A 22,132-nucleotide genomic window follows, 5' to 3' on the forward strand; every position below is an offset into this window, starting at 1 on the left:
GATGATCGTGACCCCACCGCGAGCCCTGCAGCGTCCCGCGCGCCGCGCCCCGCGTTTCGTGACCGCCGCCGTCGCGGCCGTCGCGGTGCTTGCGGGACTCCTCGTGCCCGGCGCCGGTTTCGCGGCGAGCCCCGAGCCCTCGCCGAGCCCGACGTCGACGATTCCCGCCGGCACCACCGTGTTCACGCTGTCGCCGCTCGCCAACGGCGTCGTGCGCCCGGGCGAGCCGCTGAGCGTCACCCTCTCGCTGCAGAACGGCACGGACGCCGCCACCGCCCCCTCGACCGTGACGCTGTCACTCGGCCGCACCCCGCTCGCCGACCGCGACGCGCTCGGCGACTGGCTCGACCAGGCGGAGGCGCCGCCGGAGCTCGAGCAGATCGCCACCGAGACCCTGGCCGGAGTCGAGCCGGGTGCGGTGGAACGACAGGGCATGACGATCGCGTCCGCGGATCCGGTCCTCGCAGGTCGCGCGCCCGGCGTGTACCCGCTCGCTGCGTCGTACGAGGGCGACGGCGGCACGGTGACCGCCACGAGCGCGATGATCGTGCCTCCCGACGACGCCACGGACGTCGGCATCGGGGTCATCGTGCCGATCACCGCAGGCCCGCTGAGCGAGGGGCTGCTCACCTCGGAGCAGCTCGCCGAGCTGACGGCACCCGAGGGCGACCTGACCGTCCAGCTCGACGCGGTCACCGACACCGGGGCGATCCTCGCGGTGGACCCTGCCGTGCCGGCGGCGATCCGGGTGCTCGGCACCTCGGCGCCGACATCGGCGCTCGAGTGGCTCACGCGCCTCGAGAGCATGCAGAACTCGAGGTTCGCGCTGCAGTTCGGCGACGCCGACGTCACCGCGCAGCTGCAGGCCGGCGCCCCTCAGCCGCTCGCGCCGACGTCGTTCATCACCTACATGTCGCCGTCGGACTTCACCGCTCCCACGCCCACGCCGACCGCCACACCTGATCCCACCGCCTCCGGCACGCCGACACCGACGCCGACGCCGACACCGCAGCCGTCCGACTCGCTGCCGAGCACAGAGACGCTCCTCGCGATCGGCCCGGCCACGCGGCCGGGGGTCTTCTGGCCGGCCGACGGCACCGCCGACGCCGACATCGTCTCGCGCCTCGGCGCGCTCGGCACCGCGGCGGCACCCGCGACGACGATCGTCCCGTCGTCGACGACGCGGGCCGGAGCCGCCGGCCGCTCGGTGGCAGCCCGCGGTCTCGTCGGCGACGCCGAGGTGCTCGTGTACGACAGCGATGTCTCGTCGGCCCTCGACGAAGCGTCGCAGAGCGACGAGCCCTGGCTCCGCGGTGCGCCCCTCACGGCCGCCACCGCGTACCTCGCCTTCGCCGCAGCCGACGCCGACGGCCCACTGCTCGTGACGGTCGGGCGCGGCGACGGACGCCCGGGCTTCGGACTGGCGGCCGCCATCTCGGCCGCCGCGTCGGCGCCCGGCGTCACCCCCCGCACCCTCCCTGCAATCGCGGCGGCCGAGGCGCGGGAGGTCGAACTCGCCGACACCGAAGCCCCCCTGGAGCGGGCGGCTGCGGCATCCGCTCTCCTCGGCGAGGAGGGCGAGCTCGCGCGGTTCGCGACGATCCTCGACCAGCCGCCCCTGCTCACCGGCCCCGAGCGTGCCGAGATCCTGCAGGTGCTCGGCGCCGCGTGGATCGGCGACGACACCTGGCCCGCCACGATCGCCGACCACCGTGCGCAGACCGCGGACGCACTCAACTCCGTGGCGCTGCTGCCGACCAGCCCGAGCGACCTGTACGGGTCGAGTGCCGCCCTGCGGTTCTGGGTGCGCAACGATCTGCCCTACCCCGTCAACCTCGTGCTGTACACGACCCGCGACAACCTCCGCCTCGACGTCCAGGGCGAGACCCCCGTCGTCGCGACGCCGTCGAGCAACACGCGCGTCGAGGTGCCGGTGCAGGCGCGGGTGGGCCGAGGCGACGTCACCCTCAGCCTCCAGCTGCGCAGCCCCGCCTTCGTGGCGATCGGCGACCCGGAATCGGTCGAGATCAACGTGTACGCCGACTGGGAGACCGCCGGCATCGCGGCCCTCGCCGTGCTTGTCGGCATCCTCCTCGTGATCGGCATCGTGCGCACCGTGCTGCGCATGCGCCGGCGACGACGGGGAACGGATGCCGTGGGCCCGGGCGCGGCTCGTGGGTCGGGCGAGGGTGCGGGCCCAGGGTCGGGCGCCGCAGTCGATCGCGCTGCGGCGGGCGACCACGCCGTGGCGGACGGTGACGCCCCTGCCGGCGGCGCCCCGCTGGACAGTGAGTCGCCGGCCAACGGCGACGCCGCGGCACCCGGCCGAGCTGTCGCCGACCCCGCCTCGAGCGACGAGCCCCAGCGATGAGCGGCATCGGGCGGGCGAGCGTCCTCATCGGCGCGGGCACGATCGTCTCGCGCTTGACCGGCTTCCTGCGCGCGGTCGTGCTGGTGTCGGCGGTGGGTGCGACCACCGCGGGGGGCAACGCGTTCGCGATCGCGAACCAGCTTCCCAACAACATCTACGCCATCATCTCCACCGGCCTGCTGAGCGCAGTCGTCGTCCCCCAGATCGTGAAGGCCGCCGCACACGATGATGGCGGGCGGGCGTTCGTATCCAAGCTGTTCACGCTCGGCACCGTGGTGCTGCTCGCAACCGCGGTCGTCGCCACGGTGGCCGCACCTTGGCTGGTCACGCTCTATGCGCCGGGCTTCTCGCCGGAGCAGCAAGCACTGGCGACGGCGTTCGCCTATTGGTGCCTGCCGCAGATCCTGTTCTACGGGCTCTTCGCCCTCGTCGGCGAGTCGCTCAATGCCCGCCGCGTCTACGGCCCGTACACGTGGGCACCGATCGTCAACAACATCGTGTCGATCGCCGGTTTCGTGGCATTCATCTGGCTCTTCGGTCCGGCCGGAACGTCCACGGAGTGGACACCCACGATGGTCGCCGTGCTCGCCGGAACCGCCACGCTCGGCATCGTCGTGCAGACGGCCATCCTCTTCGCCTTCTGGCGGCGGACCGGGCTGCACATCCGACCCGACTTCCGGTGGAAGGGCGTGGGCCTCGGCCAGATCGGAAAGCTGGCGGGCTGGACCTTCCTGATGGTCGTGGCCGGACAACTCGCCGGGATCGTGCAATCCCAGGTGATGTCACAGGTCCCCGCGGGAGATCCTGGCGTCTTCGTCGCAGGCAACGCGTGGCTGCTCTTCATGCTGCCGTACTCGATCATCGTGCTGTCGATCGGAACGCCGTACTTCACGCAGTTGAGCGAGCATGCCACGGCCGGACGCGACGAGGAGGTGCGCAGCGACATCAGTCGCAGCATCCGCATACTGGGCCTCTTCGTCGTCGCCGCGACCGCCGCACTGGCGGTGGCGGCGATCCCGGCGTCTCGCATCTTCACCGGAAGCCCCGCTGAGGCCACGGGCGCAGCCGGCGTCCTGCTCTGCTATCTCATCAGTCTCATTCCGCTTGCGGTGCTGTTCGTGGTGCAGCGAAGCTTCTACGCCTACGACGACACACGGACGCCGTTCATCTTCACCATCGTGCAGTGCGCGCTCGTCGTACTCACGGCCTGGGGCGCCCTCTGGGCCTTCGAAGCCGGCGTTCTGCCAGCCGCCCAGCTGACCGCGGCGGTCGCTCTCGGCCAGTCCTTTTCCAGCGTCGTCCAGGTGATCATCGCGACCTGGCTGCTCAACCGGCGCCTCGGGGGCATCGGCGTCGGCTCGTGGCTGCTGTCGCTGGGGCGCTTCGTGCTCGCGGCGGTGCCCGCCGGTGCCGTGGGCTGGCTGGCCTTCCAGCTGATGGGCGGCGTCGATGGATGGACGGTGTCCGACAAGGTGCTCGGAGCGGTCGGTGCGGCGATCATCGGAGTGGTCGTGCTCGCGGTGTACGGCGCGATCCTCGCGCTCCTGCGCGCGCCCGAACTCTCGGTGGCGATGGGCCTCGTCCGGCGCTTCCTGCCGGGTCGCCGCTGACGCTCAGTCCTGCCGCGGGGTGTGCAGGGTCGGCGCCCGGGAGGGCACCGCCCTACGTGCCGCTCGCCGCGCCCGCAAGGGGACGGGGGACGGAATGCCGCGCGGTTACCATGTGTTGAGGCATCCGAAGCCTTCGCGTCCGTCGCGACGCGCTTCGCGAGCTTCACGAGGAGCGCCGCGAGCCTCCCAGGAAAGGAATGGTGCGCACGTGCGTCAGGTCATCATCATCGGATCGGGTCCCGCGGGTTACACGGCGGCGATCTATGCCGCGCGCGCGAACCTGAACCCGCTCGTCGTGGCGAGTTCGGTCGAGGCCGGCGGCGAGCTGATGAACACCACCGAGGTGGAGAACTTCCCCGGGTTCCCCGAGGCGATCATGGGTCCTGACCTGATGGCCAAGATGCAGGAGCAGGCGGAGCGGTTCGGCGCCGAGGTGCTGTACGACGACGTCGTCGAGCTCGACATCGACGGCCCCGTGAAGAAGGTCACCCTCGGCAGCGGCGGCAGCCACGAGGCCGACGCGGTCATCTTCGCGACCGGTTCCGCGCCCCGCAAGATCGGCATCGAGGGCGAGTCCCGACTGTCGGGTCGCGGCGTCTCGTACTGCGCGACCTGCGACGGGTTCTTCTTCCGCGAGCGCGTGATCGCCGTCGTCGGCGGCGGCGACTCGGCGATGGAGGAGGCCACGTTCCTCACCAAGTTCGCGTCGAAGGTGTACGTCATCCACCGCCGCGACGAGCTGCGCGCGTCCAAGATCATGCAGGAGCGGGCGTTCAAGAACGAGAAGATCGAGTTCGTCTGGAACAGCGAGGTCGTCGACATCCTCGGTGAGGACGCCGTTTCGGGCATCGTCCTCAAGGACACCGTCGACGGCTTGACGCGCGAACTGCCGCTGGACGGCGTGTTCGTCGCGATCGGCTACGACCCGCGCACGCACCTGGTGCACCACAAGCTCGACCTCACGCCCGAGGGCACCATCTGGGTCGACGGCCGCTCCTCGCGCACTTCGGTGCCGGGCGTCTTCGCCGCGGGTGACGTGATCGACCCGACCTACCGCCAGGCGGTCACCGCCGCCGGCAGCGGCACCGTCGCGGCGCTCGACCTCGAGCACTACCTGGCCGGACTCGGCGAGGCGGGGGAGCCGGATGCCGCCGGTGACCAGATCGCCGGCCTTCCCGAGGTCAGCACGGTCTGAGCCACGGGCGTGGCGACACGCCCGGGAACAATCGCGCGACCGGCGCTGTTCACACAATCGACAGACTTCCATCGAAGGAGAAAACAGATGACCGCCAAGGCGACGACCTCCGCCACGTTCGAGCAGGACGTGCTCCAGGCCGAGGGTCCGGTGCTCGTGGACTTCTGGGCGGAGTGGTGCGGCCCGTGTCGCATGGTCTCGCCCGTCCTCGACCAGATCCAGTCGGAGCACCCCGACAAGATCACCATCCTGAAGCTCAACGTCGACGAGAACCCCGATCTCGCGATGAAGTACCAGATCACCTCCATCCCCGCGATGAAGGTGTTCAACAAGGGTGCGGTCGAGACGACCATCATCGGCGCGAAGCCGAAGTTCGCCCTCGAGAAGGACCTCGCCGCGTACATCGGCTGAGCGCTTCCCGTTCTTCACGAAAACCCCGTCGGTCCACCGGCGGGGTTTTCGCATTCTCATCGGGACTTCTCGGCGTATGCCGGCCGGGGCATCAATGATCTTTCGAACTCTCTTGCCGCCGCGTGTCGATCTGGGCGAGGCTTGTTCGACGCACAGAGTGAAGGGGCCACTCGGGCCCCGCAACCGGGCGCAGCCCCGACGGAAGGGAAACCTCATGCGTTACATGCTCATCATGCAGGTCGGTGCCGAAGAGGCCGCCGCGTTCGACCCCGAGACCTACGACATGGCCGAGGCGTACGCCGCAATGGGGGCCTACAACGAGGAACTGCAGAAGGCCGGGGTGTTCCTCAGCGCCGAGGGACTGTCAGACGCCGCAGAAGGATTCCGCGTCGACTTCGACTCCGTGCCCCCCGCCGTGACAGACGGACCGTTCGCAGAAGCGCGGGAGGTGTTCACCGGTTTCTGGATCCTCGAGGTCGCCTCGCGCGAGGAGGCTGAGCACTGGGCCCGCAAGTGCCCGCTCGGACCCGGCACGGCGCTCGAGGTGCGGCGGGTGAACGACCTCAGCGACTTCGACCAGAGCGACGAGTGGGTCGCCAAGGAGCAGGAGTGGCGCGCCGCCAACGCCTGAACCCGCGTCTCAGCTCGCCTCGGCACGCACCGTCGGATCCCACCGGCGGTGCGTGTTGGCGTCGCCGAGCAGCGACCACACGGCGCGCGTGAGCGGGGGATACTCCAGGGCGATCTGGCGCAGGACGCGATAGTGACGGCTCGCGTTGGGCCGCGACCCGCCATCCTCGGCGATGTTCTCGGCGCGCAGCAGGTACACGACCAGTTCGTCGACGGTCGGCAGGTCGTCCATGAACTCCCACGGGTCTTCGCCCGCGCGCAGCCGCTCGTGCACGAGCACCGAGAGTTCATCGGCGGCCTCTGCGCGCAGCAGTTCCAGGCTCGCTCTCCGTCGCAGGGTGTGCTCGTCGTTCGCCACCAATCCAGGGTACGACGCGATTCCGACAACGCGGGTCAGCCCGTTTACGCTGAGAGCATGACCTCCGACGGGCACGCTCAGCGCGCCGTGGAGGCGGTGTGGCGCGACGAGTCCGCACGCATCGTCTCGGCCCTCACCCGCCATACCGGAGATTTCTCGTGGGCCGAGGACCTTGCGCAGGAAGCGCTGGTCGAAGCCCTGGCGACGTGGCCGAGCGGCGGCATCCCTGACAATCCGGGGGCCTGGCTCATGTCGGTCGCCAAGCGGCGGGCGATCGACGGATGGCGGCGGCGCGAGCGGATGGCTCAGCGCGAGCCGCTGTTCGTGTCGGAAGCGCTCCACGCCGAGTCGGTCGACACCGTTCCCGACGAGGCGGACCCCGACCACATCGACGACGACGTGCTGCGGCTCGTGTTCGTCGCGTGCCACCCTGTGCTTCCCGCACAGGCTCGGCTCGCGCTCACGCTGCGCACCGTCGCCGGCCTCACCACCGAGCAGATCGCGCGTGCGCTGCTCATGACGGTGCCGACGGTGCAGCAGCGGATCGTCCGCGCCAAGCGCGCGCTCGCGACCGAAGGCGTGGCGTTCGAAGTGCCGGATCGGGCCGAGCGGCCGGCCCGGCTCGCGAGCGTCCTGCAGGTGATCTACCTGCTCTTCACCGAGGGGTACTCCGCCACGGAGGGGGAGGGGCTCGTGCGCCCCGACGTCGCGCGCGAAGCGGTGCGCCTCGGCCGGCAGCTCGCCGCGCTGATGCCCCGCGAACCCGAGATCTGGTCGCTGATCGCACTGATGGAGTTCCAGTCGTCGCGGTTCGGCGCGCGCATCGACGCCGAGGGACTGCCGCTGACCCTCGAGCAGCAGGACCGTCGCCGATGGGATCGTTCGGCGATCGCGCGCGGCAACGAGGCGATCGGGCGGGCGGCGCCTCCCGCCGGTCTCCCGGGCTCCGGCGCCGCGGGGGCCCTTGTCGAACGAGGCATCGGCTACTACGGACTGCAGGCGGCCATCGCACAGTGCCATGCGGTCGCCCCCACCTTCGCCGACACCGACTGGCAGCGGGTCCTCGGCCTCTACGACGCGCTCGACGCGCTCGCTCCTTCCGCCGTGGTCCGACTGAACCGCGCCGTCGCACTGTCGATGGCGGAAGGCCCCGAACAGGCCCTCCTCGAGGTGAATTCGCTCGAGTCGGAGCTGGCGGGCTTCCGCCCGCTGCCCGCCGTCCGGGCCGAGTTGCTCGAACGCCTCGGAGACACGGATGCCGCAGCCGCCGCGTTCCTCGAAGCCGCCGCTCTTCCCGGCAACGACGCCGAGACGGCGCTCCTCCGCCGTCGTGCGGCGCAGGCCGCGTCCTCCGCGCCGGGGCGCACCCGGACCCACCGCTGACGCGGGCCACGGTGTCCCACGCCTCATCCGTTAGACGTCAGTGCCCACGGCAGAGGGCGCTGAGATGCTTCCAACCAAAGACCCGGCAGGCAGGGCCGTGGTGCCCCGCCATCAAGCCGGGCCGTACTCGGTCTCTCCCAGCTCACCCAGGATGCGATTGAGGTCCTCGATGCTCGCGAAATCGATCGCGATCTGGCCTTTTCTTGCGGTCAGTGAGATCTTCACGCGGGTGTTGAGGCGGTCGCCGAGCCTTTCGGCAACCTCGTCGAGGTGAGCGCGGCGTGAGCCGGCCTGGGGTTTCACGGCGCGGTTGGGCGAGGCATCCGGAAGCTTCGCCGCAGCCTCCGCTGCACGCACCGACAGATCCTCGTTCACGATCTTGTCGGCGAGGCGCTGCATCGCCGTGGCGTCCTCGAGGGAGAGGATCGCGCGGGCGTGACCGGCCGTCAGCACACCGGCGGCCACACGCTGCTGCACAGGCATCGGCAGCTTCAGCAGCCGGATCGTGTTGCTGATCTGCGGCCGCGAACGGCCGATGCGGGTCGCGAGCTCTTCCTGCGTGATGCCGAAGTCCTCGAGCAGCTGCTGGTACGCCGACGCCTCTTCGAGCGGGTTGAGCTCGGAGCGGTGAAGGTTCTCGAGGAGGGCGTCGCGGAGGAGGTGCTCGTCGGCGGTGTCGCGCACGATGGCCGGGATCGACGTGAGGCCGGCCTCTCGGGCGGCGCGCGTACGGCGCTCACCCATGATGAGCTCGTACTCGCCCTTCTCGTTGGTGCGCACCACGACCGGCTGCAGCACGCCGAATTCGCGCACGCTGTGCACGAGCTCCGCGAAGTGCTCGTGGTCGAAGTTCGTGCGCGGCTGGCGCGGGTTGGGAACGATGTCGTGCGGGTCGATGTGGGCGAGCCGCGCACCGGGAACCTCGACCAGGTTCTCCTGGGAGTCGGCGGTGACCGCTTCGACCGATGGTGCTTCATCGACCGCGACAGCACGCGGGAAGAAGACATCGGATGGGCGGTCGTCAGCCTGCTCGTTCGTCGGGATCAATGCGCCGATTCCGCGGCCGAGCCCTGTGCGCTTCGCAGCCATCAGACGCCCCTTTCATTCGAGGCGCTATCGCGCCGGATCATCTCGACAGCCGCTTCGCGGTAGGCGATGGCGCCGGCCGACTGTCCATCGTAGGCGAGAACCGACTGGCCGAAGCTCGGCGCCTCGGAGACGCGGACCGATCGGGGAATGATGGTGTCGAGCACCTCCTTGGGGAAGTGCTCGCGCACCTCGTCGGCGACCTGCTGGGCAAGGCGCGTGCGACCGTCGTACATCGTCAGCATGATGGTCGACAGCTGCAGCCGCGGATTCAGGTGCTTCTGGATCATGCGCACGGTGCCGAGCAGCTGGCTCAGTCCTTCGAGCGCGTAGTACTCGCACTGGATGGGGATCAGCAGTTCGGTGGCCGCGGTGAAGGCGTTGATCGTGAGCAGACCGAGCGAGGGCGGGCAGTCGATCAGGATGAAGTCGAGCTCTCCCTCGTGCTTCGCGAGGTAATCGTCGACGGCGACGCGCAGCCGGTGCTCTCGCGCGACCTGCGACACCAGCTCGATCTCCGCGCCGGCGAGGTGGATCGTACTCGGAGCGCAGAGGAGGTTGGGCGACTCCGGGCTGACCTGGATGATGTCGGAGAGGGGGAATTCGTCGATGAGCACGTCGTACACGCTGGGAATGTCAGCGGTGTGCGGAACCCCGAGCGCCGTAGAGGCGTTGCCCTGCGGATCCAGGTCGATCACGAGGACCCGGGCGCCGCGCTCGGCGAGGGCCGCCGCCAGGTTCACCGTCGTGGTCGTCTTTCCGACGCCGCCCTTCTGGTTCGAGACCGTCAGCACGCGGGTGCGGCCGGTGAGCTGAACCTCGGCCTCCTCGAGCGCCTTGCGGCGTGCCGTCAGGTCCGCGAGCTCGCGGGCGATCGGCGAGTCGTCTTCTTCCTGCCCGATGGTGACGCCGTGGTGCTGCGCGATGGGGGAGTCCTCTTCCTGCGTGGCGGTCGTGCTCTCGTCCGAGGCGTCGGCGGGAGTGACGTCGGGTGCCGGCTCGGGTGCCGGACCAGCGTAATCGTCGGCCGCGACATCGGCGTCGGTGCCCGTGGCGCCCGGCGGCAGTTCGTCCGGCGTGACGTCGTCGGTCGGCGCGCTGTCCTCGCCCGGCGTTGCGTGCTGGGCCGGCGTGACGTCTTCGTCCGGTGTGACCTCTTCGTCCGGCGTGACCTCTTGGTCCCGCGTGACGTCTTCGTCCGGTGCGGCGTTCTCGTTGTGCACGACATCTTCGTTCAGCGCAACGTTGTCGTCCGAGACATCCTGCATCGGCGCGAGTCGCTCGTCGGACGCGACATCGTCGTGCGGCGCGACGTCTTCGTTCAGCGCGACGTCTTCGTTCAGCGTGACGTCTTCGTTCAGCGTGACGTCTTCGTTCAGCGTGACGTCTTCGTTCAGCGTGACGTCTGCGTTCGGCGCGGCCCCCTCGTCAGGCGCGAAACCGTCAACCGCAGCCGCCTCAGCTTCGGCGAAGTCTTCACCCGCAGACGTGGACGAGACCTCTTCGCTGATGCTCGTCGCGGACGCCTGGATGCTGTCGGAGACCTCGTCATCGGTGCGAGGTTCGGCTGCGCTCTGCGACGCGGTGTCCGCCTCCGGGGCGGGCGACTCTGCGGCGCCGGAGGACTCAGCAGAACCTCGGACACTGTCGTCCGAGGAAGCTGCCGGGGACTCGGTCGCCAGCGCGGTGAGCGGGCGATCGGACGAGAAGGATGCCTGAGCGTCGGTCTCGTCGGGTTGTTTCACGTGAAACTCTCCCCTTTGCGCGAGCCGCTCAACATCGCCTTCCACCTTATCCCGCCTTCCCCCCATCCCCAGCCGTCGGAGCCAGTTGTTCATGCGTTCCTTACCGTTGCGAGCGGGCCTGCCATCGCTCTAGTCAACATCGCAAGACCCCGTCGGCGGCGCTAACCCGCCGCTTCCGGGGAAGCCCGAGTGCCGATTGAGGCGGATGCAGCGCAGGACCGACGTGAGGGATCGCGCGGAGCCCGTCACGGCCTCGAAAATCGCTCGGTTTGCCACTTCGCCGGGGACTCCGCTTCGGAGGATCGGGCTCGCGGCGGGAGGATGATGCCTTCCTCGGACCGAAGGGATCGAAGCCGCGGCACAAGCTCCAGCGCGTGTGCACGCGGTCACAACGGGGTCCTCAGTCGATGTGTTTCACGTGAAACATCATGGGATCGGCTGGCTGCGCTTCACGCTGTCCAAGCGAGACTCCCGGTGCGTTTGCGCCGGCGTGGGCTCCCTCCTTCGACGCCCTGGGGCGGCCTGTCCGAGCGCATCGCGATGCCGCACCATTGCTTGAGCCGGTTGAACCAGCATTCGCGGACGACGCCGCGGCCCGTTGTAGCGGTCCTGCTGGTCACCGAACTCGATCGGCCGGCCCGGCTTCTTGCGGCGATGCGCGCTCTGATCGCCGCGCTCCGGGTTCTGCGGCTGCCGTCACCGCGCGAATCCGCGCACCGTAGCACCGCTCCGTCGGTGAATGAATCGGGGCGCGCGTCGAGCCCAGCGGACAACTGCAAGGGTCGTTTCGTCCACCGCCTACGGGCTCCCGAACGCGCCGCGATCCATAGCGGCAGCGCGCTCACTCCCCTGTGGACCTGTGAAGTCACACTGTCGAGAGCCGCGCACATGATGGCGCCGCACCTGGGGCAGCGGATGGGCGCTCTCGGTCGGCGTCGTTTTCCCACACTTTGACGCCGGCGCTTCATCTCCTACGGACAGCCGCCGAGGTGGCGTGCCCGCCCTCGTGCCAACGACGCTTCCAACGCCCGCTCGGAAACGGCTTGGGCGCATCGCGTCCGCTCGAAGCAGCGCTGCGCTGCGCTGCGCTGCGGCGAGTGTTTCACGTGAAACGCCCGAGCCTCACCACCGGCGCCTGCTGGCCATCGGAGCTGGTGTTACCCAGGCGCCGCCCGTTAGAACTGCGGCGTCAGACATCAGGCAGTGCCTTGTCGGCTTCAGTGAGCCTTGATTCTTCGGAGATCCGGCACGGGACCACCGTCCAGTGCGCTCAGCCGGCCGCTGCAGTGTCACGACGCCGACGCGGCGAACCGCGCCAACCGTCTTCCTCTATGTGCCAGCACTGTCCACGACTCGAATGGTGGCGGACACCAGCCGAGCCCCCGCGACCGCTTCACTCAAGCATCCGGCAGGCAGCGACGTCGACGACGCCGCACGGCATCGTCGCGATACTCAAGAAGGTCGTTGACCCGCATGTCCGCTCGACAGCCATCTCCCACTGACACCACTGCCATACGTTCGCACGCTCACCCGATTCCCTGCTTGGCACCCACTTCGGCTCGTCTGATGGCTCCGCGGTCAGACATAGGTGCACACGCGACGCCGTCGCGTCGTGGCGCTCACCCACGCAGCGGCTGCCACTGTCGGTCGACGCGGCTCAGAGGAACAATCAGATGGAGGCTGCGCCAGCACCCACTCGAGCACGGATCGTGAGAGAGCCGCGATCAATGGGCTAGCGCTGCCTACACCGATCCGCTCCGCCGTCAGAGCCGAAACCGACCGCTCGCAGCGAGCCATCAGCGCACGAACACCACGCACCGGGGTTTTTCGCACTCGAGTGGCTGGATCCCTGACTCGGCACCCACGTCACGCCTCCGCCCGCAGGTCCGGCCACCGCGATCACAGGACGCCCTTTGTCAGACATCCAGGTAGAGCCCAGTGTTTCACGTGAAACGTCGGGCTCTGCGCTCGTGCAGGAGGCACGCGCCGCTTGGCGATCTCTCTCCAAGCCGCCGGTACGCATGCCTACGCCAATGTCGCCAACTCCTTGCCGTCGCGAGACTCAAGCAGCCTTCAGTAACTCTGCCCTCCGCAGAATCGATCATGGTTCGGAGCGACGTACTCCAGTCGGCTGAAGACGACCACACCGGGCGCCTCCCGTGGCGCTGTTTCACGTGAAACATGCGCGTGACGACCGCAGGCCGAGACGTCTAGGAAGGAATCGGTGTGCCCTCGGCGACAGCCACGACAAGAACTTCGTCAATCGTCAGCAGGCGTGGACCCTCGCGCGCCCGATTCGCCTAAAGCTTCCGCGCGATCGGAGGCCAATGGTGAGCAGTCTGCGGTTCGTCGCCCGCCAGGTGGGAACCTGCCCAGCCAGCCCCACGACATGAACGGGTGGACTTTCGCACCCGTTGTCACGCCACAGTGGTGCCCGCGGACGGGCCTGCCGATGCGAGTGGCCAGCGATCTGGTCCCGGCCGCCGATCGATACTCCATTCGCGCGTGCCCTTCACGCGGCTGGTCCGGCCCACAGAAAGGGGCGCGACTGCGGCCCAGCCCTCGGAGCCACCGGATGTGTCCATGGGCGCAATCGCAAGCCCGTACCAAATCCAGCGCCTACAGCGCGGCGAGCGGTAGGAACGGGAGGCGCCAGTCGCGCCCGCCAACCGCGCGCAGCTTGGCCGTCGTCCCGGCCGGCTCGACCACAAGTGGAGGACACCAGCCATCAACCGCAAATGCTCCCAAGCAAGGCCAGGACCGGGCGTGCAGCGGTTCATCTAGGTGCTTCTGCTCGCATTCTCGGACGTTTCACGTGGAACGTCTGGCCATAGGCGGCATCGGTTGCGCCGAGCCAGGGGATTTGACCGCCGGCACACTCCAACCGTTCTACAACCGTCGGAACAGCCGTCAACGCTAGATCGCTCGCCGGAGTTCGATTTAGTGCCCAGCCGCCGCCTCTCACCCCTCTGCCACCTTCGGGTCGGCCGCAGCGCCGCGCACCCGCCGAGTGCCTCATGCGCGGAACAGGCGGCCACTGAATACGGAGGGAGCTCATCACCTCAAGACGGACCTGCGCGCCTCGCGCCAGCAGGAAACGAGCGGTGGGAGCCCCCGCGCCGGTGTCAAGCGACCCACAAGGAGGCGTGTGCCAACGACCGCTCGCGCGCGGAGCAGCGGCCGCGCTAATCGCGGGGGATCTCACACCTCAAGACCGGCCTGCACGCCTCGCGCCAGCAGGCAACGAGCGGTGAGCCCCTCATCCCGCGGTCAAGCGACCCGCGAGGTGGTGTCCGCCAACGACCGCTCGCGCGCGGAACTGGCGGCCGCGCTAACCGCGGGACGATCTCACCACTTCAACGCCGGCCTGCACGCCTCGCGCCAGCAGGCAACGAGCGGTGAGTCCCTCATCCCGCGGTCAAGCGACCCGCGAGGTGGTGTCCGCCAACGACCGCTCGCGCGCGGAACTGGCGGCCGCGCTAACCGCGGGACGATCTCACCACTTCAACGCCGACCTGCACGCCTCGCGCCAGCAGGCAACGAGCGGTGAGCCCCTCATCCCACGGTCCGCGACCCACGAGGAGACGTCCGCCAACGACCGCTCGCGCGCGGAGCAGGCGACCGCGCTAACCGCGGGACGATCTCACCACCTCAACACGGACCTGCACGCCTCGCGCCGGCAGGCCACGAGCGGTGGAAGACCTCATCCGCGGTCAAGCGACCCGCGAGGAGGTGTCCGCCAACGACCGCTCGCATGCGCCAGCAGGCGGCCGCGCAATACGGGGGAGGACCTCACCTCAACACCGACCTGCACGCCTCGCGCCAGCAGGCAGCGAGCCGTGGAGCCCTCGTCCCGCGGTCAGGCGACCCGCGAGGCGGTGTCCGCCAATGACGCTCGCGCGCGGAGCAGGCGCCCGCGCAGTACGGGGGAGGATCTCATCAGCTCGACGCGGGCCGTCCGACGCGCGCCAACAGGCAGCGACCGGTCGGAGCCGTCGCGCCGCGGTGTGCGGCGATGCGCCCCACCTGCTGCCGATCCAGCCTGTCCCACACACGCGAGGCGGGCGTCACGCGAGTACGTCGAGCCGCGGCACTGGGTCAACGGACCTCGGGTGCGCCGGCACTCTCAAGGCCGTACCGACCTATGCGCGCACCTCCTGCCCCATCGTCCACCGCCCCCTGTCGCAGCGAGTGTGGTCAACCGATAACCGCGGGCGACAGAGTGACCCAAACGCCACGGCCGCCAATCATCCCGCTCACTCGCCGTGGGACGCCACCCCGCCGAGTGAGAACGGCCGCGATCGTGCTCGTCCTACGCGGGAGTTGTCAGCCAGCGAGCCGCTCTGGCATCCCACGTAGCCGCCGAGGGAGCGGTTCCTCCCTGCCCACATGAGGTGGCGGTGCTACATGGCGCTCTCGGGGATCTCGGTGACCTCGATGCCCTACTGGCGGGCGATCCCAGCCGCGCGCAGCGGCGAAACCGCCGGCGCACGCCGACGCTCAGCCCCTGGAATCCCCACGCCCCGCGCACCGTCAGCGGCCGCGGTCCGGATCAATGTTTCACGTGAAACACTGAGCGCGATACCGGCACCTTCAGCGGCAAACTCCCGGCCCCGCGAGCCACACCAACCAAGCGCAGGCCGCAGCCCAACCACCAGCGCCCAAACGTGTGAGCCGGGGGCGCCCGACCATGAGTCGTTCCCGACTCGACGAGCTCCGGCAACAGGCCGCACAGCTGTACGGCGCCGGCAAACGCAAACCGCGCTGGTCGGCACCCGGGGAGCCCTCGTCCAGCGCTCACAGGCGAGGTGCGTCCTCGCCTGCCGGCGCATCGCTCCGCTGCCGGGGCGCCTCGAGTCGCGTGGACCACCAGCTCTGGCACGAGCACACACGGCTACCGGCAACTCACTCCTACCCGGCCGCGGATTACGTAGCCGACGTTACCCCGACCCTCGCACTGGCGGCACGGCCCCTGAAAGCACGGCGATTGACGCGTCCGGCGGTCGCGACAGCGAGTTCGGCCGCGACCAAGGCGGATGCAGTGGCGGCGTCTCACGTGAAACATTGGTAAGCGGGGTGCGTCATCCGTCGCATCCGCCGTGGCAGTACATAGAGCCTGGTGTGACCGCGGTCCGTTGGCCCGCGCGGCGAATCCCGGCTCGACAGGCCCCGGCCAGCACGGCACGCGAGCACTGTGGCTCCCCGGACGGAGCACCTAAGCGGCCGGCGCATCCATCAGCCTGCGACACGCCATGCTCCGCGGCGGCTCCCCGACGGTGGAATCTGCAGAGACCGGCGACGACGTTCGGAAGCCGACGCAGCGGCGCCAGCCCCGGCACGCAGCAAACCACGTCTCGTCACTGCAGCCCGTGCCGGCCAACCAGAGCCGAGAGCGGGTGGGTATAGCCGCCTGTCCTCCGGCGCGTTCGGCGCCCTGATCCTGACGTTCCCTCGCTTCCCGGCAATCGACGTCGACGAGCGCCAGCGTTGAACGAAGAACCAGGGCAGCCGGTGCGGCGGTCCTGTTCTGTTCCTCGGTGCTCACCATCCACCCAAGCCCCGTGGCGGGCTACAGCGCACGGCATCCTGATGTTTCACGTGAAACCACCTCGCCGCCTGCCTTCCCTTCGCCTTGACGGCACGTCGGGACAGCGCCATGGCTGGCAAGGACGAGTCGGGCTTCATAGCGCTGAGCCAGGGTGGAAATACGCGGCACCGGCACCGACGGCACAACGCCCCCGGAACAATCGCTTGCGGGGCCGGACGTTTCACGTGAAACACCGGTGTTTCGCGCTGCTTGCCTCTGAGGCCGGCAAAGTCTCGCCGTCTATGTTCTCCACTGCGCTTCGCCCGGCGAAGCGCCCAAAGTTGGCGGCCTGCAGAACCGAGCTCGCACGCCATGCAACGCAGGGGGAGCGAACAGCGGAACACCGCTGCCCTCAGACAGGCGCTCACTTCTGCGGCGGGATCCGGGAGCCGCCCACGCAGGTCCCTGGTGGAAGCAATGGCACCTTCGTGGTTGCGGGTGTACCGTGCGCACATGGGGAGCTCGCCGCCCTCGGGCGGCGCAAAACAAGTTGACGCGCGCCGTGGGAGGTTGGACTCGGCGTCCGCTCGGCGTGCGATCATCGCGCTTGGCATCGGCTTGCTCGTCGGCGTGGTGGTCGCCACCGCGGCGTTCATCGTAGAGCCGTCCACGGATGCCGACCCCACCGCGCCGGGCATCGTGGAGCCATCCGGAGATGCCGACGCGACGCTAGAACCCACCGGAATCCCGGCAGACGAGCTGACCCTTCGACTGCTCGAGCCTCCCGAGGCAGCCCATCTGGAGATAGACCTCACCACGCTGCGCGGCTTCGGCGACCACGATGGTGTCGACATGTGGTCCGCGTCCAACGCCTTCGGGTCGCCGTGCCTCATCGCCATTCACAGGGAGACCGCCGACGTTCTCGGCACCTCCTGCGTCCCCACCGGCGGGACGACCTTCGTCGATACGCGGTGGCATGGGCTCCCTCCCGGCGCGGCCTACCGCTTCACACTCCGCGGGGACGCAGTCGACGTCCACCACCTTCTTCCCATGGGAGCGCCGTGACCATGGACACGTCCGACGACCCGACCGACACCCAACGCGAGCTCCGCGAACTGCGGGCGCGCGCCTACGGTCCCGCGGCAGACATCGACGGCGACCCGGTGGCTCTCGCACGCCTCGCCCATCTCGAGAGACTCCAGCGGCGGGCACGCTCGTCTACCGAAGTGCCTCAAGAAGCGCTCCAGGAAACGGGAGTCGCCGCGCCGGCTGAGAACCTTCCGGCGCCGATCGACGCTATCGACAACAGCACGATGCGCGCTGAGGCCACGCGATCTTCCGCGACCCCCGGCGATGCCGATCGACGTCGCTCACGGTGGCACCGCGCTCTGACGACTCGAGGCGAACTGGTACTGCTCGCCGTGTCCGCGGCCATGACGATCATCGCCCTCGTCTACTGCGTGGATTGGCTGATGACGCCTCGCCCCGCCGCGTCTCTGCAGCCGACGGCGCCCCCCGGCGAGGGGGGAGCGGCCGGGCCCGATCGCTGGATCGTGGTGAGCAGCGAAGATGACCTGTTCGCAGAGCTGATCATCGATCAGCGGACACTCACCCCTTACGGTTCCTTTCATGGCGTCGAGGTATGGGCAGCCGACGATGACCTCGGCACCGCCTGCCTCATCCTCATCGAGGAAACAAGCCAGCAGACGCTCCAGGCAGTATGTACACCACGCTCCGGCGCATTGATCGCAGACGTCGGGGCATGGCCGTACTTTGACGACGACTTCGCCGAAGACCTCACGGCGGGGACTGTGCTGCGTTTCCAGCATCGCGGATCAACAGTCGACGCCTTCATCATCGAGGCGACCGACGCTCCCTAGACCCCCAGGCCAAGTGTGGTGGTACGGGCAAGCGATGAAGCAGCCCGCAGCGGTGAAGCGCCGCCAGGCGGTGCAAGCCTGGCGTACAACAACCGCGCAGACGAGCGTCAGCCATGACACCGCTGTTTCACGTGAAACAGCGGCCAACAAGAAGCGGCGGCTCCGCTACGTCGGAGGACGGCAGCTCAACCTCGGCACATTGAAACCGAGGACCCAACGCCGATGCGAGGGGAGAAAAGCCCACGGCGGCATCACGAAGTCCCGAAGTTTCACGTGAAACAACAGGAATCTCACTCGTGTCCACCGGCACACCACCGACGGATCCGGCTCACGCGGTGCAAGAGCACCCGAAACGACCATCGCTCCAGCAGCCCGCGTGGGCCCAGATCGGCGTCAGCGAACGGTGCCGCGAATCACCCGAGAGGGCTCCTCGAGCAGGTCCTCACCGACGACCTCGACACGCGCGTTCGTGACCTTGAACTTGCGGAGCTGCTTCTCGGCAGCCTCGATCTCGTTCGTGGCGCTCGTACCCTTGAGCAGGATGAGCTCGCCGCCGGAGCGGACCAGGGGAGCGGTGATCGGTACGAGGGTGCGCAACGCGCTCACGGCGCGGGCCGTGACGGCGTCGAGCACCGGACCGCGCTTCCAGTCCTCGGCTCGCGCACGTACCACTTCGACGTTGGCGAGCTCGAGGGCGTCGACCTGCTCCGACAGCCATGCGACGCGTCGCTCCATCGGCTCGATCAGAACCCACTCCACGTCAGGCCGCGCGATGGCGAGCACGAGTCCCGGAAGACCGGCTCCCGAGCCCACGTCACCGACGCGACCGGAGAACAGTGGTGCGATCACGGCACTGTTCAGAATGTGGCGCGACCACAGGCGCGGCGGCTCGAGGGGGCCGATCAGGCCGCGCTCCTCGCCGTGCCGCCCGAGTGCGTCTGCGAACGCACGCGCGACCTCGATCCGATCGCCGAAGATCTCGGCCGCGGCCGCGGGCTCCTGCTCGATCTCGATCATCGACGCTTCCGAGCTCAGATGTTCCACGTGAAACGCGCGGCTCAGCCGCGGCGGATCACGGTGTGGCGGTCGGCGCCTTCGCCGTACGACTCCGACACGAAGCCGCGGTCGGCGACGATGTCGTGCACGACCTTGCGCTCGTAGCTCGACATCGAAGGCAGCGAGGCCTGCGAGGCCTGCGAGGCACCGTCATCCAGCCGCGCGATCGCGCGGTCAACGAGGGCTTCGAGCTCGTGCTGGCGGGCGTCACGCGAACCCCCGACATCCAGGATGAGGCGGGAGAACCGGCCGGTGCGGTTCTGCACGGCGATGCGCGTCAGCTCCTGCAGCGCCTGCACGGTGTCGGGTGCCGCAATGAGGGCCACCGATCCGCCCGACGGCGCGGCGACCGAGACATACGCGCGGCCCGCGCGCACGTCGAGGTCGAGGTCGCCGTCGATGTCGGCGATGTCGAGCAGGCCTTCGATGAAGTCGGCGGCGATGTCGCCTTCTTCTTCGAGCTGCGCCACGGTGGCGGGAACCCGCTCCTCGCGCGTTTCGACGGGTGCGTACTCAGGGGACGTGGTCATGTCGTGATCCTCGTAAGACGGCGGGTCAGGAAGCGGAGCCGGCGGAGCCGGGCGATCCAGGGGAGTCGGTCTCACCGGCGGCACCGGCGCCACCGGCTGCCGGGCCGGCGGCCTTCTGCCCGGACTGCTTCTGCTGCGCCTGCTTCTTGGCGCGCTGCTTGCTCACCGGCTGCTGGCGCTTGGGGGTTGCGGCCTTGGCCTTCTCGGCCTCTTCGTACAGACGGCGCTGCTCGGCGAGGTACTTCTCCATCGGCACGACCTTGCCCGATGCGTCGAGCGCCTTGCCCTTGCGCGCCAGGCGCTCTTCGCGCGCCTTGGCCGCGTCGGAACCGGGGGTCGGCATCTCACGGATGACCAGGAACTGCTGGCCCATCGTCCACAGGTTCGACACGAACCAGTAGATGACGACGCCGAGCGGGAAGAAGACGCCGGAGAAGATGAAGCCCAGCGGGAGGATGTAGAGCATGATGCGCTGCATCTGGTACGCCTGGCCGGTCTTGGCCTCGGGGGAGAGGTTCTTCGAGATGATCTGCAGCTGCGTGAAGAACTGCGACGCGATCATCAGCACGACCAGCGTCAGCAGGATCGCGATGGCCGCGGTGTTGCCGGTGTTGAACGCATCGATCAGCGTCTCGTGGAGCGACGCCACACCGAACAGCTTGGCGTTGTAGAACTCGGCCGTGAGCTCGGCGTTGAGCAGGCCGACGCCGCCGATGCCGGCGGCGTAGTGCTTGGTGACGTCGCTCAGCACGCTGTACAGCGCGAAGAAGACGGGCATCTGCACCAGGAGCGGCAGACAGCTCGACACCGGGGTCGTGCCGTGCTTCTTGTACAGCGCCATCGTCTCGCGGCTCATGGCCTCGCGCGAGAGCTGATCCTTCTTGCCCTTGTACTTCTCCTGAACTTTCCGCAGTTCAGGAGCAATTTCCATCATCTTGCGCTGGCTCTTGATCTGGCGCACGAAGAGGGGGATGAGGGCGGAGCGCACCACGATCACCAGGCCGACGATCGACAGCACCCAGGTGATGCCGTCCGCGGCCGGCAGGCCGATGGCCGTGAAGAACCAGTGCCAGAAGACGAGTACCGCCTCGACGGCCCACTTCAGCGGCCAGAGGATGATCCCGAAGAGATCGAAGCCTCCGCTCGGCGCTGCGGGGGTTGGCGAGGGCGTCGAGGCCAGGGCTGACAAGAGATCCATGTGGAGGATCAGTCCTTTCCGGTGGGGGCAGGCACGACGTACCCGTGACGGGTCAGCTCGTGCCGGAAGTTCTGGTGAGGCGGCACGTCATCGACGCCGCCGACGGCCCACGGGTGGCAGCGGGCGAGGCGCGCTGCTGTGAGCGCCGCACCCTTCACGGCACCGTGCTGCTGCACAGCGCCGACGGCATACGCCGAGCACGAGGGGTAGTACTTGCAGACGTCGCCATAGGTGTGAGAGATCGTGGCGCGGTAGCCGTGCAGCAGTGCGAGGACCGCGTTGCGGGGGAGAAGCGGGATGCTGCGGAGAGAATCGGATGCCGAGAACTCGGCGTCGCCGAGGGCGTAGGCGGGAAGGACGCTCATCGGGTCCTCCGTGCGAGGCACTTCTCGACGTCGCTGCGCAGATCGGCGAAGGACGCGGATGCTGCGCTGGGCAGCGCGCGGATCACGATGTCATCGCCGGGCGGGACGGAGGCGAGGGACTCGAGGCAGAGGGCCTTGAGGCGACGGCGGACGGTGTTGCGCACGACCGCGCCACCCACCTGCCGGCTCACGATGAAACCGAACCGCGCCGGACCATCGGTCACGGCGCGGTTCACGTATGTCACGGTGTGCGCTCCGGCACACCGACGGCCCCGACGGACGACGGCCTTGTACTCCGCTCCGCGGGTGAGTCGGTTCCGCCTCCCGAGCACCGCTCGGCTCAGGCCGAGAGCTCGGTGCGCCCCTTGGCGCGACGAGCCGAAAGGATGCCGCGGCCCGCGCGCGTACGCATGCGGGCACGGAAGCCGTGCTTCTTGGCACGACGGCGGTTGTTGGGCTGGAAGGTGCGCTTGCTCATGGGAACTACTTCCGATCAGGTGTCACCGGGACGCTCGAGACCGGGGACGTGTGTACAGGGGCGACTGCCGCGAGGGCATAAGTCAACCGATTAAGGCTACGTCGTGTTGCCTGAGAACTCAAACCGAGCGCAGAACGTGTCATTATGCACCGCGGATGCATTGCACCCTGGCACCGACACGCAGGGCGGATCTACAGTGGAGTTTGCTCACGCGACGCCTCCTGACTAGCGTGGCTCCGGCAGTTATCCACAGGCCTGGACGGACGTTTCAGCGGCTTCCGGTGGAATCATCGACAACCCGGGGGGGCC

General features: G+C 68.9%; 18 protein-coding genes. 9 read left to right on the forward strand and 9 right to left on the reverse strand.

Going from position 1 to position 22,132, the window contains the following annotated elements:
- Window positions 1-7: 7 nt before the first annotated feature.
- The 5 genes from ABG085_RS19480 (at window position 8) to ABG085_RS19500 (ending at window position 6,218) form a co-directional block, all read left to right on the forward strand.
- Window positions 8-2,371, forward strand: coding sequence for a DUF6049 family protein (locus tag ABG085_RS19480; RefSeq protein ID WP_347977398.1), 2,364 nt, complete (start codon window positions 8-10; stop codon window positions 2,369-2,371).
- Complete coding sequence (murJ, locus tag ABG085_RS19485; protein WP_347977399.1) at window positions 2,368-3,981, forward strand: murein biosynthesis integral membrane protein MurJ; 1,614 nt, start codon at window positions 2,368-2,370, stop codon at window positions 3,979-3,981. The genes ABG085_RS19480 and murJ overlap by 4 nt, the downstream gene beginning before the upstream one ends.
- A 208-nt stretch (window positions 3,982-4,189) precedes the next feature.
- A complete protein-coding gene (trxB, locus tag ABG085_RS19490) occupies window positions 4,190-5,176 on the forward strand; it encodes a thioredoxin-disulfide reductase (RefSeq protein WP_347977400.1) in 987 nt (328 codons plus the stop codon).
- Between the two features lie 45 nt (window positions 5,177-5,221).
- Entirely contained in the window at window positions 5,222-5,587 is a 366-nt protein-coding gene (trxA, locus tag ABG085_RS19495; protein ID WP_347979246.1) for a thioredoxin, read from the forward strand.
- A gap of 214 nt (window positions 5,588-5,801) precedes the next feature.
- The gene (locus ABG085_RS19500) at window positions 5,802-6,218 is read left to right on the forward strand and encodes a YciI family protein (protein ID WP_347977401.1); all 417 of its coding nucleotides are present in this window, start codon (window positions 5,802-5,804) and stop codon (window positions 6,216-6,218) included.
- 9 nt (window positions 6,219-6,227) lie between these two features.
- On the opposite strand, the gene ABG085_RS19505 is transcribed toward ABG085_RS19500, so the two are convergent.
- Entirely contained in the window at window positions 6,228-6,578 is a 351-nt protein-coding gene (locus tag ABG085_RS19505; RefSeq protein WP_347977402.1) for a tryptophan synthase subunit alpha, read from the reverse strand.
- 54 nt (window positions 6,579-6,632) lie between these two features.
- Between ABG085_RS19505 and ABG085_RS19510 the strand changes: the two genes are divergently transcribed.
- Complete coding sequence (locus ABG085_RS19510) at window positions 6,633-7,958, forward strand: sigma-70 family RNA polymerase sigma factor (RefSeq protein WP_347977403.1); 1,326 nt, start codon at window positions 6,633-6,635, stop codon at window positions 7,956-7,958.
- Between the two features lie 111 nt (window positions 7,959-8,069).
- On the opposite strand, the gene ABG085_RS19515 is transcribed toward ABG085_RS19510, so the two are convergent.
- Complete coding sequence (locus ABG085_RS19515) at window positions 8,070-9,047, reverse strand: ParB/RepB/Spo0J family partition protein (RefSeq protein ID WP_347977404.1); 978 nt, start codon at window positions 9,045-9,047, stop codon at window positions 8,070-8,072.
- Window positions 9,047-10,882 carry an AAA family ATPase gene (locus tag ABG085_RS19520; RefSeq protein ID WP_347979302.1) on the reverse strand — a complete coding sequence of 612 codons (1,836 nt, stop codon included), beginning with the start codon at window positions 10,880-10,882 and terminating at the stop codon, window positions 9,047-9,049. Before ABG085_RS19520 ends, ABG085_RS19515 begins: the two co-directional genes overlap by 1 nt.
- Window positions 10,883-16,829: 5,947 nt before the next feature.
- On the opposite strand from ABG085_RS19520, the gene ABG085_RS19525 reads away from it, so the two are divergent.
- The 3 genes from ABG085_RS19525 to ABG085_RS19535 are packed head-to-tail and all read left to right on the forward strand — an operon-like array spanning window position 16,830 to window position 18,473.
- Window positions 16,830-17,381, forward strand: a complete 552-nt coding sequence (locus tag ABG085_RS19525) for a hypothetical protein (RefSeq protein ID WP_347977405.1) — start codon at window positions 16,830-16,832, stop codon at window positions 17,379-17,381.
- Window positions 17,378-18,196: a hypothetical protein gene (locus tag ABG085_RS19530; protein ID WP_347977406.1), complete on the forward strand. Its 819-nt coding sequence runs from the start codon at window positions 17,378-17,380 to the stop codon at window positions 18,194-18,196. The genes ABG085_RS19525 and ABG085_RS19530 overlap by 4 nt, the downstream gene beginning before the upstream one ends.
- A gap of 34 nt (window positions 18,197-18,230) precedes the next feature.
- Window positions 18,231-18,473 (forward strand): hypothetical protein, encoded by a 243-nt coding sequence (locus tag ABG085_RS19535; RefSeq protein WP_347977407.1) that lies wholly within the window; start codon window positions 18,231-18,233, stop codon window positions 18,471-18,473.
- 116 nt (window positions 18,474-18,589) lie between these two features.
- On the opposite strand, the gene rsmG is transcribed toward ABG085_RS19535, so the two are convergent.
- Genes rsmG through rpmH form a run of 6 tightly spaced genes read right to left on the reverse strand, consistent with a single transcriptional unit; the run spans window position 18,590 to window position 21,823 of the window.
- Complete coding sequence (rsmG, locus tag ABG085_RS19540) at window positions 18,590-19,213, reverse strand: 16S rRNA (guanine(527)-N(7))-methyltransferase RsmG (RefSeq protein WP_347977408.1); 624 nt, start codon at window positions 19,211-19,213, stop codon at window positions 18,590-18,592.
- Between the two features lie 41 nt (window positions 19,214-19,254).
- Entirely contained in the window at window positions 19,255-19,782 is a 528-nt protein-coding gene (locus ABG085_RS19545) for a R3H domain-containing nucleic acid-binding protein (RefSeq protein WP_347977409.1), read from the reverse strand.
- A 25-nt stretch (window positions 19,783-19,807) separates the two neighbouring features.
- The gene (gene yidC, locus ABG085_RS19550) at window positions 19,808-20,980 is read right to left on the reverse strand and encodes a membrane protein insertase YidC (RefSeq protein ID WP_347977410.1); all 1,173 of its coding nucleotides are present in this window, start codon (window positions 20,978-20,980) and stop codon (window positions 19,808-19,810) included.
- Between the two features lie 8 nt (window positions 20,981-20,988).
- Window positions 20,989-21,345 (reverse strand): membrane protein insertion efficiency factor YidD, encoded by a 357-nt coding sequence (gene yidD / locus ABG085_RS19555; protein WP_347977411.1) that lies wholly within the window; start codon window positions 21,343-21,345, stop codon window positions 20,989-20,991.
- Window positions 21,342-21,677, reverse strand: coding sequence for a ribonuclease P protein component (gene rnpA, locus ABG085_RS19560; RefSeq protein ID WP_347977412.1), 336 nt, complete (start codon window positions 21,675-21,677; stop codon window positions 21,342-21,344). The genes yidD and rnpA overlap by 4 nt, the downstream gene beginning before the upstream one ends.
- A gap of 8 nt (window positions 21,678-21,685) precedes the next feature.
- Window positions 21,686-21,823, reverse strand: a complete 138-nt coding sequence (gene rpmH / locus ABG085_RS19565; RefSeq protein ID WP_055952712.1) for a 50S ribosomal protein L34 — start codon at window positions 21,821-21,823, stop codon at window positions 21,686-21,688.
- Window positions 21,824-22,132 lie beyond the last annotated feature (309 nt).

This window comes from Microbacterium sp. ProA8 (assembly GCF_039905635.1).
Classification (GTDB): Bacteria; Actinomycetota; Actinomycetes; order Actinomycetales; family Microbacteriaceae; genus Microbacterium; species Microbacterium chionoecetis.

Coding starts and splice junctions, on each gene's coding strand:
- murJ (WP_347977399.1), top strand. CDS start 2,368: ATGAGCGGCATCGGGCGGGCGAGCGTCCTCATCGGCGCGGGCACGATC.
- ABG085_RS19500 (WP_347977401.1), top strand. CDS start 5,802: ATGCGTTACATGCTCATCATGCAGGTCGGTGCCGAAGAGGCCGCCGCG.
- ABG085_RS19510 (WP_347977403.1), top strand. CDS start 6,633: ATGACCTCCGACGGGCACGCTCAGCGCGCCGTGGAGGCGGTGTGGCGC.
- ABG085_RS19515 (WP_347977404.1), bottom strand. CDS start 9,047: ATGGCTGCGAAGCGCACAGGGCTCGGCCGCGGAATCGGCGCATTGATC.
- ABG085_RS19520 (WP_347979302.1), bottom strand. CDS start 10,882: ATGAACAACTGGCTCCGACGGCTGGGGATGGGGGGAAGGCGGGATAAG.
- ABG085_RS19525 (WP_347977405.1), top strand. CDS start 16,830: ATGGGGAGCTCGCCGCCCTCGGGCGGCGCAAAACAAGTTGACGCGCGC.
- ABG085_RS19535 (WP_347977407.1), top strand. CDS start 18,231: ATGAAGCAGCCCGCAGCGGTGAAGCGCCGCCAGGCGGTGCAAGCCTGG.
- rsmG (WP_347977408.1), bottom strand. CDS start 19,213: ATGATCGAGATCGAGCAGGAGCCCGCGGCCGCGGCCGAGATCTTCGGC.
- ABG085_RS19545 (WP_347977409.1), bottom strand. CDS start 19,782: ATGACCACGTCCCCTGAGTACGCACCCGTCGAAACGCGCGAGGAGCGG.
- yidC (WP_347977410.1), bottom strand. CDS start 20,980: ATGGATCTCTTGTCAGCCCTGGCCTCGACGCCCTCGCCAACCCCCGCA.
- yidD (WP_347977411.1), bottom strand. CDS start 21,345: ATGAGCGTCCTTCCCGCCTACGCCCTCGGCGACGCCGAGTTCTCGGCA.
- rpmH (WP_055952712.1), bottom strand. CDS start 21,823: ATGAGCAAGCGCACCTTCCAGCCCAACAACCGCCGTCGTGCCAAGAAG.